The organism is Thermogemmata fonticola, assembly GCF_013694095.1.
Classification (GTDB): domain Bacteria; phylum Planctomycetota; class Planctomycetia; order Gemmatales; family Gemmataceae; genus Thermogemmata; species Thermogemmata fonticola.
In genome coordinates, this window is the sequence record NZ_JACEFB010000001.1 from 264,284 (window position 1) to 276,364 (window position 12,081).

The 12,081-nt window shown below is 61.6% G+C and carries 8 protein-coding genes; 4 read left to right on the forward strand and 4 right to left on the reverse strand.

Translation table 11 applies throughout. From position 1 onward, the window contains the following. The first annotated feature begins 439 nt into the window (after nucleotides 1-439). A complete protein-coding gene (locus H0921_RS00965) occupies nucleotides 440-2,248 on the forward strand; it encodes a multiheme c-type cytochrome (protein WP_194536155.1) in 1,809 nt (602 codons plus the stop codon). Nucleotides 2,249-2,339: 91 nt separating this feature from the next. On the opposite strand, the gene H0921_RS00970 is transcribed toward H0921_RS00965, so the two are convergent. Then, the gene (locus H0921_RS00970; protein ID WP_194536156.1) at nucleotides 2,340-3,071 is read right to left on the reverse strand and encodes a hypothetical protein; all 732 of its coding nucleotides are present in this window, start codon (nucleotides 3,069-3,071) and stop codon (nucleotides 2,340-2,342) included. Between the two features lie 313 nt (nucleotides 3,072-3,384). On the opposite strand from H0921_RS00970, the gene H0921_RS00975 reads away from it, so the two are divergent. Then, nucleotides 3,385-3,804, forward strand: a complete 420-nt coding sequence (locus tag H0921_RS00975; RefSeq protein ID WP_228498884.1) for a hypothetical protein — start codon at nucleotides 3,385-3,387, stop codon at nucleotides 3,802-3,804. Nucleotides 3,805-3,945: 141 nt separating this feature from the next. Further along, on the forward strand, nucleotides 3,946-5,088 hold the full coding sequence (gene lpxB / locus H0921_RS00980; RefSeq protein ID WP_194536157.1) for a lipid-A-disaccharide synthase: 1,143 nt from the start codon (nucleotides 3,946-3,948) through the stop codon (nucleotides 5,086-5,088). Between the two features lie 234 nt (nucleotides 5,089-5,322). Here the strand turns inward: lpxB and H0921_RS00985 are convergent, their stop codons facing one another. The 3 genes from H0921_RS00985 to H0921_RS00995 all read right to left on the reverse strand — a co-directional run bounded on the left by H0921_RS00985 (nucleotide 5,323) and on the right by H0921_RS00995 (nucleotide 8,397). Then, on the reverse strand, nucleotides 5,323-6,906 hold the full coding sequence (locus H0921_RS00985; RefSeq protein ID WP_194536158.1) for an MlaD family protein: 1,584 nt from the start codon (nucleotides 6,904-6,906) through the stop codon (nucleotides 5,323-5,325). A 67-nt stretch (nucleotides 6,907-6,973) separates the two neighbouring features. After that, nucleotides 6,974-7,657: a hypothetical protein gene (locus H0921_RS00990; RefSeq protein ID WP_194536159.1), complete on the reverse strand. Its 684-nt coding sequence runs from the start codon at nucleotides 7,655-7,657 to the stop codon at nucleotides 6,974-6,976. A gap of 179 nt (nucleotides 7,658-7,836) precedes the next feature. Next, the gene (locus H0921_RS00995; protein WP_194536160.1) at nucleotides 7,837-8,397 is read right to left on the reverse strand and encodes a flavodoxin family protein; all 561 of its coding nucleotides are present in this window, start codon (nucleotides 8,395-8,397) and stop codon (nucleotides 7,837-7,839) included. A gap of 512 nt (nucleotides 8,398-8,909) precedes the next feature. Here H0921_RS00995 and H0921_RS01000 point away from each other — a divergent pair. Further along, the gene (locus tag H0921_RS01000) at nucleotides 8,910-12,059 is read left to right on the forward strand and encodes a PSD1 and planctomycete cytochrome C domain-containing protein (protein ID WP_315851817.1); all 3,150 of its coding nucleotides are present in this window, start codon (nucleotides 8,910-8,912) and stop codon (nucleotides 12,057-12,059) included. Nucleotides 12,060-12,081: the final 22 nt, after the last annotated feature.

The window sequence follows — 12,081 nt, forward strand, 5'->3', positions numbered from 1 at the left end:
CCACCGCAGAATCCGCACACGCTGCACAACCCTTCCCGTCCAAAGAGAGGGAAGGCGGGAGTTGCTCCGTTTGGGATGGACAGGCCAAGGGGAAGTGCCGATGGGAGGAAACGCACGCTTCCCTTGGCCTGCAAAGCAGGCGGGATGCCGAAGGGGGTGCCGCGCGATAATTCGGGCTTCGCAAGTGAGCATCCTACCGTATTCAGGAGTTGCGCCGCTAGAATGAAACCAGCGGCAAGCATCAGCCCTGCTAGGGTCCGAAGGAGGGGCAGCGAGACGATGGGTCCTGAAGTGGCTTCATTTTCTAGAGCTGAGGGGTGAAAACGCAGGGGATGGCGGACGAATCAGTTAGATGGGACAGAGACGGCAGGGTTTCTTCGAGCAGAAGGCGGCGTGAGACGGGGGCTTTTCCCGTCGGGCGTCAGGAGGGCGAGGAGCAATGGACACGGTGCATGGTCATTGCGATGTCAGTGATGGCATTTTGAGGGTCGGTCTTAGTGTGGGCGTAGCGGAGACACCGAGCAGAGCTGGCACGGTGAGCACCCAAGTATGGCGGGTGGCGGCAGCGGGGGTTTTGCTGGGCCTGTTAGTGGCATCCGGGACTTCGGCGCCTCCGGCGGCCGAACCACCTCAAGAGCCGCGCATTGGCGGGCTGCCGCTGTTTGCGGATTGGCCGAGGGATCAGCGTCCGGCCGCGGTATTGGTCGTGAGTGGCCAGACGTACGGATTTCTGCAACCTTGCGGCTGCACCCGCCCGCAGTTGGGAGGCTTGGAGCGGCGTGCCCAACTGGTGCAGTCCCTGAAGGCGAAAGGTTGGCCAGTGGCGGGAGTCGATTTGGGCGACATTTATCCTCAGCAGATGTATGTGCGTAAGCAGGGTTTGCTCCGCTACGAAACGATCATGCATGCCCTGCATGCCATGGGTTATTTGGCGGTCGGTGTGGGGAAGACAGACATCGAGGCGGAGCTGGATAAACTTCTGACGGCGTACGCCTTGCAACACGATCGCCCGCCGTATGTGCTGGCGGCGAACCTGCTCGGCCAAGTCGAAGGCAAGGCGATCTCGCGTCAGGAGCGGTTCCAGCCCGCCGGTTTGCAGCGGCCGCTCGTCGAACGCTTCGAGGTCGCAAAGGTCGGAGAAGTGAGCGTCGGCATCGTCGGTTTGATCGGCCGGACATTGGCAGAAGAGATTGAAAGCCAAAAACTCGATCCCAGTATCACGTTCGTCAAAAACGGGCAAGGGAAGATTGACAATGGCGCGGTGCTGCGCGAGGTCTTGCCCGCGGTGCAGCAGCACCCTTTGCGTCCGCAATTGTTGGTGTTGCTATACCAAGGGAGTGCAGAGGAAGCGGGACTGCTGGCCCGCGATTTCCCACAGTTCCAGGTGATTGTGTGCCGGAGCGAGGAGTCGGAGCCGCCGCAGTTCGCCACACGGGTGAATAATGGGGCCACGCTTATCGTCCAGGTGGGGCACAAGGGGCGCTATGTGGGAGTGGTGGGCGCGTTCCCCCAGCGCGGGGGAAGCTGGCAATTGCAGTATCAGCTCGTGCCGCTGACGGAGTATTACATCACGCCGGGGAGCGAGGCGGATGCCCTGCGGAATAATCCCGTTTTGCCCCTCTTGCAGACCTACGCGGAGCGCGTTCGGGATCGGAATCTGTTGGAAGCGGTGGCCAAGCGGCCTCATCCCGTGCAAATCCAGCATCCTGATTTGAATCTGAGTTACTACGGTTCACACCGCTGCCAGTATTGCCATGCGGCTGATTACCGCCTGTGGGAGCGTAGCGCGCATAGCCATGCCTTGGACACGCTCGAGCAGAAGGCCCGGCGGCCGAGCTTGCGGCAGTTCGATCCGGAGTGTGTGATTTGCCATAGCGTCGGCCTGGAATATCAGAGCGGCTTTGTCAGCGCGACCAAGACACCGGCTTTGAAGCACGTGGGATGCGAGAGCTGTCATGGTCCTGGCAGCGGGCACGCCACCAATCCGCAGCATGCCGGCTTGCAGTTGCTCATGTCTCCCTGGAAGCAGGAAGCGACGGATCGGCTGCCGAGCGTGGACGTGATGAAGAAATTGGCAGCGTTATCCTTGGTCGAACAGCGGCAGGCGGAGCAGGCCCTACCTCCCGCACAACGGCGGACGGTGGAACGCGTCGCCAGCATGTGCATGAAATGCCATGACCATGACAATGACCCCTACTTCAATCTTTACGTCTACTGGCCGAAAATCGCTCATGGGATGAAGCCATGAGTCGAGGTCGTTATCGCACGCCCTGTCTGGGAGGAAACGGAACGGACCGACGCGACAGTTCGTCTAAGGGGTGGGCCTTGATCGGCGGGTGTCAGCCGTGGGCGGCCCAAATCAGCCAGAGGGTCAGTCCGAAGAGGATGCGCAGGGCGGCTTGGAGAGCGACCCACCAGAGGGCGAGCGAGAAGGTGGTGCGGGCTTCGCGGAGGGTTTTGCACAATTCGGCATCCACCATGCGCCGCGGGTCCACAAATCCCAAGGTGGCAGCACGGACCAGGCGCCCTCTCCAGCCGAGCCAGTTCTCCGCCAGGCTCAGATAGCGGACCGTCTCGTCGTGGTCGAAGCGCCCCACGCGGATGAGGAAGTAGGTATCGACGGCCAGCATCGGCAGCAGGGGTAGCAGCAGCACGGGGATGAGCCACACTTCAGCTTGGAGTTGTTCCCACGTGAGTGTGGCCTGGGGCCAGATCAAGCGCGAGGCGATCAGTTGCAAGCTCATGGTCAGGAGGGCAGCCAGCACCGGACGGAAGAAAGCCCAGTTCAATAGCTCGCTGCGGTGTTCTGCTAAGCGCTGGAGTAATTTCGGCCAGCGCCCCCGCACCACCAGGAGCAATCGCAAGGCATCGTAATATACCCTCCAGCGGCGCATCAGACTGATCAAAAACATGAGCGCCAGATAGAAGTCGAACACGCGGATCAGGTTGATCGGAGCAGGTGTGTTGGGTGTCATGAGCTGGCACAATTCGGGGCGATGCTGGTATTTTACACATCGGCTGCCGACCGGCCGGCTCCGGGGAATCGGCGGTGAAGCGAAAGGCCGTTGCACCCCTTCACTGGATCTGTGAAAAATTCAACTGAGGCAAGACTGCAAACTAGGCCTATCTTGCCAATTTTCCGCATTCGCCAATATCGGCATGAGAAAAAATCTGAAGAAAGTGTGGTCGGGCCGAAAACTGGTTGACAGGCTCTTTACGTCAGGTAGGTTTATCACAGCCCGTTCATTTTCTCTGGGGCAACAATCTCTCGGCGAAGGATGCCGGGACCGAGCCGCGGATCCGCGATGAACTAACCTGCGGATAGCCGCAACGATTCATCCAGCGGATGGAAATTCCTTTCATCGCAAGAGAGGGTAGGCGACGATGAGCGAGTTGCCCGCGGTGTCGAAAGAAGCTGCCCAGGCGCCAGGCGAGACGCTGTCGGAGGAAGGAGTAGCACCAGGTGTGCCGTTTGAGCGGCGCAAGCGGAATATCCCGGTGGCTCTCGATCGGCGTGCGAAAAACGCGGCGGAGAAGCGCAAAAACAGCGAGCGACGGCGCTTGATCGATCCCACGACCTGCGAGCGGGACTACACGGAGGAAGAGCTGGAATTTATGAAAGCGATGGAGCGCTACAAGCGGGAGAACCGCCGCCCCTTCCCGACGTGGAGCGAGGTATTGGAAGTGCTGCGTTCGCTTGGGTATCGCCGCGTGGCTGAGCCAACTCCCCTGCCCACCGGCAAGCGCGAGCGGAATAATCCGACTTCTTCCAATCCTTCGGACGCCCTACCGCCCAAAGGCTAATCGCCCAATTCATCAGCGCGATTATGCTGGGAGCGGCATGGCTTCGGGAAGCGATCTTGCTCCGTCGGCCGAGCCAAAGGCACAATAGGGGCGCCGGGACGCGGAAGTCTCGGAGTAATATGCCCAGCAGGAAGCGGGACGATGCGGATCTTTATCAGTGCCGGAGAACCCAGCGGGGACCTGCACGGAGCAAATCTGGTGCGGGCACTGACGGAAAAGGTGCCGGGGCTAGCGGCCGAAGGTTTCGGCGGCCCACGCATGGCGGAAGCGGGAGTGCAACTGCACTATCCGCTGACTGACCTGGCAGTGATGGGAGTGCGGCGGGTTTTCCGCCACCTGCCGACATTTCTGGGGCTGCTGGACCAAGCCGAGCGGCGCTGGCGGCACAAGCCTCCCGAGGCCGTGGTGGTGATCGACTATCCCGGCTTCCATTTTCGCTTGGCCGAACGGGCGCATGCACGAGGCTTGCCAGTTTACTGGTTCGTCCCACCCCAATTGTGGGCGTGGCAACAAGGACGAGTCCGGAAAGTCCGCCGTTGGATTGATACCGTGCTGACCGCCCTGCCCTTCGAGGAGGCGTGGTATCGCCGGCGGGGTGTTTCCACCTGTCACGTCGGGCATCCGTATTTCGACGCTCTGGCCCGCCAATCCCTGGATGCCAGCTTCCTGCGGGAACAGGAGCAGCGCGGCGGCACCCTCGTCGGCCTGCTTCCGGGATCGCGGACACAGGAGGTATCCGCCAACGGCTTGATGCTGCTCCATGCCGCCCAGAAAATCAAAGAGCAACGTCGGGATGTGCGCTTCCTCGTCGCGGCGTATCGCTCAGAACACGCCGCCTACCTTCGGCACCTGTCCGCCCGCCATGCCATACCTGTGGAAGTCCACGTGGGACGCACCCCGGAGATCATCGAATTGTCGGAAGCCTGTATCGCGGTGTCCGGCTCGGTCAGCCTTGAGTTGATGTACCGTCTCAAGCCCACGGTCATTGTGTACCGGATGAGCGCCCCAGCTTTGTGGCTGGCCCGCCAGCTCGTTCATCTTCCGAGCATCACGCTGGTCAACCTGATGGCGGGAGAAAGATTGTACCCGGAGGTGGTTAGCAGCCGGGATGAATCCTCACGGATTGCCGAGCAGGTGTTAGCGTGGCTCAACGATCCCGAATCGGCCCATCAGCTCAGTTTGCGGCTCGAGCAGTTGCGGGCGCGTGTTGCACAACCTGGTGCCTGTCAGCGGGCCGCTGAGTTTCTCGTGCAAGCCACAGCCCAGCGCCGGGCCGCCGCATAGAGCGAGCAGCTAAGGGCATCGCTTCTCGAGGGAGCAAGAAACTGGGGCGCCGAACCGGGGCGCTTTCCAGCGGGTGATAGAGCGTTGTCACTTGCTATGGTCAATTCCTTTGGACGCAAGTCGCCCTCTGCTACTCCATTTCGCATTCCGCATTCGCAGATGGCTTCTCTTGAAAAACTTGCCCTACTCATGTGAGGCCAACTCTTTCCCGCTTTAGCGTGGAGGATAGCCTTTTTAGCGTGGAGGATAGCCTTGAATTGGTGGCGGCGGCGCGGGGGGTTGGAGAATGCTCGCCGGCGGCTGCGGCGGGAGGGGGAGAGGGGAATCCTCAGGACGATAGCGAGGCGGAGCCGACGACGGCGGCCAGGGTGATGCTGGCGTGGCGGCGGGAGGCACCGGAGCCGGCGGCCATTCCTTCAATCCTGCACTGGGGCGGAATACACCGCCGAGACCGATCAATTCCGGGCGGCGCGCGACCTTGTCTGCGAACACTTCCAGGTCCCGGCTGATCTTTTCCGCACGGGTCATGACACGCGCCAGGGCATGCGCCGCCGCATCCAGATTCTGGTACACCGAGGGATCCACTAACAGTTTTTGGAGCGTTCCTTCGTCTCGGCTCAGCAAGCGGACCAAGGTTCGCACTTCCGCCAGGGTACGGTTCAACTGTTCGGCGGAGTCGGACACTGAAGCGACAATGGCTTCCGCGCGCGCCGCTAAAGGGCGGGTCACGGCCCGGATGTCTCCGACGATCGCGCCGGCAGCGGTGATCTGCTGGTCGATGTTCCGCAAGGTTTTTTCCGCCGTTTCCAGCAGATTGGTTAGCGAAGTGGAAATCCGCACGACGTAGCCGGAGACCGTGTTGATGTTTTTGATCAATTCGGCAAGTTGCTTGCGATTTTCGGGATTGAGGACATCGTGGACTTCATCGAAGGCTTGGCGTGCCGATTTGACCGTGGCGGTGACCTCAGGTTCGAGTTTGCGGATCATGCCGCGGAGTTCTTCTGCTGCGGGCCGAACGGCGCGGACCAGTTCCTGAATGTCCTTGATCAGGGCCTTGAGGTTGGCGTCCTCTTGAGCCTGTCCGCCAGGCGGGGGCGGGGGTTGTTGCAGCCAGGCGGTGAGCAAGAGGGGTCCGGCGGTGGAAGCGCGGGGCGCGATTGGCGGCGGCTCTTCGGCACCGATGAGGCTCTGCAAGCGTCGGGCGGTGTTCCGCAGTTCCGGAATCAAGCCGCGGGCGTCGCGGGCCAGAAGGGTAAACTCATCGAGGGCCGTTTCCACCTTGGGTCCCAGACGTTCTAAGCGTTCCAGCTTCTCGAAGGCCGCGACAATGCGATCGAGCGACTGCTGGGCATTGCTCAGGACGCCCGACGCGGGAGTGAGTAAGCTGCGAGCGGTGATCGGCGGCGTGCCTGGAATGACCGAACCTGGCGGCCAGACTTCCCCGCGAGGAACTGGCTTGCCGTTGTCATCGAGTTTGGGCACAAATTCAATCGAAGTGTCGCCGCTGAGGATGCCGCGCGAAACGAAAGCCTCCTCGCTTTTCCGCGGCAAATACCGACGGTCGACGCGGATGTGCACCTGGACTTCGCCCGTTTCTGGGTCCAATTCGACCGTTCGGACCTCGCCGATGCGGACTCCCGATTTGCGGATCGGCGTGCCCGGCACGATGTCCGGTGCTTCGGGGTAGGTGATCACATAGGGGACTTTGCTGGAGAACCATTCGGGAGTGTGGCCGAAAAAGAGGACCAGGCCGCCGAGGATGGCAAGCCCAGCGGCGACAAAGAGGCCGACCCGTTGGCGTAGGATGCGTTCCGTCATGGTGAAGGCTCCGTCGTGGCCCCCCTTTCCCCCGCAGGGCGGACCGCGACGTGCTCGGCAGTCCGCCTTAGCGGCAGTGGCGTATGCGGCGCAATATCTGCTGCTCTAAGGCGTAATCCCGCCCGATGGCAAACCACCCCGAATCCGGGGAGACGTCCGCGGTCACGACTTCCAGGCGGCGATCCACAGTCGGCGCTTCCTGGAAGATGGCGTTGCCGATGCGGGCTTGGGTGGGTCGTGGCAAATCTTCCAGCTCCCGTTCCACCATGACGAACACCAGGTAGCCGCCGCGTTCGCCCGCCCGGATTTCGGCGACGGCCCGTTGCCGCACCGTCTGGAAAGTTGCGAGCAGCCGCCCCCGCGGGTCTGGATTGCCCGGTTTCCAAAACTGCTCATATCCCGGTGCGATGCGCGGCAGTGTGACAATCCGGCCATCGTAAGGGTTAGGCGGCAACAGCTCGAAGTAATCGCTGAGCACATCGACCACCCGTTCAAACACTTCCCGGTAGGCTTCCGGCGTGGGCATCCCCGGCGAGACCAAAACCGGATTTTCCACGGGCATCTGTTCAGCGAGCACAGGCATGGCCAGTGGCATGGGATTGTCCAGGGGTGGGGCGGTGGCACATCCGCTGCTTCCGCAGAGGACGGCACAACGGATCCAACTGCTCCAAAGCCATCTCCCCCAGCGCTGGTGCATGGCGAGCGGCTGGGTCGGTTGCCTGGGCATCTGGGATTCTCGCCTTCTGGGCATGAGGCCGCCTCCCCCGCTGAGTCCCCCGTGATCCCCCGCTATTCTGGGCATTCCGACCCTATGCCAAAGGCGGGCCGTTCCGTCAAGGGCACTCCCGCCCCCGATGGGGAAAGCTAACGGCCAGGAAGGGCCGAGCCATTCGCTCTTCACTACAAGTTACGACGCCGGCGGACGCCTCATCACTCGTCCGGTCGTCGGCGCTCCTGCGGCTTGGCCAGCGGATGCTCTTGGCGCCGGCCATCGCAATAGACCGCTACCCATTCCGCTAAGCGTTTGCCCAGGAGGCGGCAGGCTGCTCGAACCCCTTCCTCCCGCGGTTCCCGTGCTCCGATGGCTCCGTAATGAGCCGTGTAAAGCTTGCTGGCGTAATCCGTCACCCCGAACACCAAAAAGCCGAAGTTCATCAGCACCGTCAACAGGGATTGGCAGGCCAATTCCGTACCGCCTCCCCAGCCGCCGGAGGAAGAAAAGGCACAGGCAATTTTGCCGTCCACCTTCATCCAGTGGGGTCCCATGGTTTCGTCCCAGAATCGCTTCATTTTCCAGGACAGCAGCCCCATATTGGTGGGACTGCCCACGGCCAGGCCGTCGCACCAGAGGACATCCTCGGCTTGAGCCTGATCCACGGACCGCAGCCGCACTTCGATCCCCGCGATACTTGCAGCTCCTTCCGCCACCAGAGCTGCCATCTTCGCCGTATTACCACTGGCCGAGTCGTAGAGCACGAGCACTTTCCCCATGAAGAACCTCCCAGGTCGTCTTGCCTTCAAGTGGGACCCGACTCGTCGGCCCCGCTTCGCCAAATCGATTCGACTCCGGCTGCATTGACCCTCATTTGCGGATGAAGTCGGGAAACCTCCCAGCGAATGTTGTATGGTTTGTGCCGCCGCCGACTGCTTAGTCCCCGTGAGAGCGCGGGGCGATCGGATTCCTCACGCTCCCGCCGCCATCGGAATCGTGCCTGCCAGATAGTGGTTTTTCTCTGCGAGCTGGCCAAGTTGGGCATTTTCTGTTGTCAGGGAAAGACGGGGTGGTAACATGCTAATAGTGATGTGAGCCTGCCTTCCGTGATGGCATCCGTTTGAATTCCCGCCTGGATTTCGCTTTTCGGTGGAGTTCCCTCATGAGGCACCCGGCTGGTCATTTACGGGCAGTGACAGTGGTTCGTCATGGAAAGACAAGGACGGGAAGCGAGCGTTGCTCCCGCCATCCCAGCAATTCAAGTTATGGCGGGATGTTTTGGGGAAGCGTTGTGCTGATCCCAACACTCTTATTAGTGGGATTCGGTTTCGCCGTGGCTGGGGATGCTACCGCTCCAGCTCGTCCTTCATCAGCAGGGGGAAAGCCGCCGAGTGTTTCCCAGTCCGCTGCATCCGGCACTTCACCCGCTCCGGCGGTCGCCGGCGTGGCGGCGGATCATGCCGTGCAGATGGCTCAAGGGCTGGAATTGTACCGCACCCGTATTCGGGGCCTTTTGCAGAACAAGTGCATCAAGTGCCATAGCGGCAACCGCCTGGAAGGCGACCTCGACTTAGGGAACCGGGCGGGATTGCTGCGCGGAGGCCGCCAAGGTCCCGCCATCGTTCCTGGGGACCACCAGAAAAGTTTGCTCTGGCAACTGGCCGCCCACAAAAGAGAGCCGTTCATGCCCTACGAGCGGCCTAAGCTCTCCGAGGACGACATCGCAGCCTTAGCCCAATGGATCGATCGCGGCGCGCCATATGATCGGCCTTTCACTGCCGAAAGCGATGCCTGGATTCACACCTTGGTTCCCCCGGAAGCGAAAAAGCACTGGGCGTTCCAACCGTTGCCGCAGAACGTCCCAGTTCCCAACACCGCTTCCCAAACTGCGGTTCATCCCATCGATGCGTTTCTCAACGCCCGGCTCCAGGCCGCGGGGATTACTCCCAATCCGCCAGCGGACAAGCGCACCTTGCTGCGCCGTCTCTATCTAGACCTCATCGGCCTGCCCCCCACGCCGGAGCAGTGGCAAGCCTTCGCCGAGGACAACTCCCCTCAAGCGCTGGAAAAAGTCGTGGATGAATTGCTCGCCTCCCCCCATTTTGGCGAAAAATGGGCGCGGCACTGGCTCGATCTCGTCCGCTTCGCGGAAAGCCACGGCTTTGAGCACGATTACGACCGCCCCCATGCGTACCACTACCGGGATTTCGTGATCAAAGCGCTGAACCAGGACATGCCTTACGATCAGTTCGTTCGCTGGCAGATTGCTGGGGATGAATTGGCGCCGAATGAGCCGCTGGCATGGTTCGCCACGGGGTATTTGGCGGCTGGCGTCCACAGCACGCAAATCACCAAAAATGAAGTGGAAAAGCACCGCTACGATGAACTCGACGACATCGTCAACAACATCGGCACGACCTTCCTGGGCCTGAGCATCGGTTGCGCCCGCTGCCATGATCACAAGTACGATCCGATTCCCAGCCGGGACTATTACCGCATGCTTGCCGCTTTCACGACCACGGTCCGCAGCGACTTTGACGTTGATCTGGACCCTGAAGGTTACCGGAAGGCTTACGCCGCTTTCGAGGCGGAGCACCGGCCCTACCGCGAAGCTCTGAACCGATACGAGCGCGAGCAATTGCCCCGGCACTTGGCCGAGTGGGAAGCAGACAAGGGCCGAGCGACACCGGGCCGCTTCGTTTGGTTCGTGCCCCGCATCCGCAGTATGAAATCTGCCGGTGGAGCCACCCTACAGGAGCAAACCGATGGCAGCGTACTCATTACTGGCAAAAACCCGGACAAGGAAACCCTGACTTTCGAGGTGGAAACCCATCTGTCCGAAATCCGCAGTCTGCGCATCGAAGCCCTGCGGGACAGCCGGCTGGTTCACGGCGGGCCAGGTCGGGCGAGCAATGGAAACTTCGCCCTCTCCGATCTGAGTGTCACTGTTCTGCCACGGACAGCAGGGGGGAAGGAAGTCAAGGTCCGCCTGGTCCGTCCGCGGGCCACGTTTGAGCAGCAGGGCTTGCCAGTTGCCGCCGCGATTGACAGTGATCCGGTGAGCGCTTGGGCGATCGATCCGCGGATGGGGGAGGATCATGCCGCTGTCTTTGACCTGGAGCCAGCGGTGACAGGGGGAAGCCAGGGGTGCATCTTGCGGATCACCCTGTCCTTCCGCAACAACACAGGGCATGGCATGGGCCGTCCGCGGCTGTCGCTCAGTGCGCAAGCGGGGACCGATCTGCGGGGAGCCTGGATCACGGAAGCGGCAGCGGAGGCCCTCAAGGTTCCCCCCATGCAACGCTCCCCGGCCCAGCGAGACGCCCTTCTCCGCTGGTTCGCCACCCAGGATGCCCAGTACCAGCAGTTGCTGCGAGCCGAACAGGAGCACGCCGCCCGCGCTCCGCAGCGGAAGACGGTCAAAGCCTTGATTTGCAGCGAAGGAGTGCCGCCCCAGCGTTTGCACACCCAGGGAGAGGACTACCTGCCTGTGACCCACTTCCTCCGCCGGGGCGACCCGAATCAGAAGGTCGCTGTCGCCCGCTTGTCCTTCCTGCAAGTGCTCATGCCGCATCCTGAAGCGCAGGAGCGGTGGTTTGTGCCGCCGCCCAAGGGCAGCCGGACCAGCGGCCAGCGTGCAGCTCTTGCGCGCTGGCTGACCGACGCCGATCAAGGAGCCGGTGCTCTCTTAGCCCGCGTCATCGTCAATCGCCTCTGGCAGCAGTACTTCGGCAAAGGATTGGTCCGCACAGTCAGCGACTTCGGCCTGCGCGGCGAACCTCCTTCCCACCCCGACCTCCTCGACTTCCTCGCCCGTGAATTGATCCGCCACCAGTGGAAACTCAAGCCGATCCACAGACTCATCGTCACCTCGGAGGCCTATGCCCGCTCCTCCCAACGCTTCCTGGAAAAACTGCAAAAGGACCCGGAGAATCGCCTGGTATGGTATCAACCGGTGCGCCGCCTCTCGGCTGAGGTCATCCGCGATAGCATCCTGGCTGTCAGCGGCCAATTGGATCGGACCATGTACGGTCCGGGCACTTTGCAACTCGATAGCCGCCGTCGGAGTATTTACTTCACCATGAAGCGAAGCAAGCTCATTCCCGCCCTCATTGTCTTCGACGCCCCGGATGGGACGGTGCACGTCGGCGAACGGCCCAGCACCACCATCGCTCCACAAGCGCTCCATCTGCTCAACAACCCCCAGGTCCGTACAGCAAGCCGGGCTCTGGCCCAACGTGTGCTCCAGGACAAGGCCCTGTCCCACGATCAAGCCGTCCGGCAAGCGTACCGCTACGTCCTCTGCCGGGAACCTTCCCCGGAGGAACTGGAAGCCGCCCTTGATTTTCTCGCCAGCGATGCTGAACGAGACCGGCTCGCCGCGTTCGCCGATTTTTGCCAAATGCTCTTTTGCCTTAATGAATTCCTGTACCGAGAATAGTTGACATTATCATGGAAACAAT

Excerpts from the sequence above, each read along its gene's own strand:
- H0921_RS00965 (WP_194536155.1), top strand. The coding sequence starts at position 440 with ATGGACACGGTGCATGGTCATTGCGATGTCAGTGATGGCATTTTGAGG.
- H0921_RS00975 (WP_228498884.1), top strand. The coding sequence starts at position 3,385 with ATGAGCGAGTTGCCCGCGGTGTCGAAAGAAGCTGCCCAGGCGCCAGGC.
- lpxB (WP_194536157.1), top strand. The coding sequence starts at position 3,946 with ATGCGGATCTTTATCAGTGCCGGAGAACCCAGCGGGGACCTGCACGGA.
- H0921_RS00985 (WP_194536158.1), bottom strand. The coding sequence starts at position 6,906 with ATGACGGAACGCATCCTACGCCAACGGGTCGGCCTCTTTGTCGCCGCT.
- H0921_RS00990 (WP_194536159.1), bottom strand. The coding sequence starts at position 7,657 with ATGCCCAGAAGGCGAGAATCCCAGATGCCCAGGCAACCGACCCAGCCG.
- H0921_RS00995 (WP_194536160.1), bottom strand. The coding sequence starts at position 8,397 with ATGGGGAAAGTGCTCGTGCTCTACGACTCGGCCAGTGGTAATACGGCG.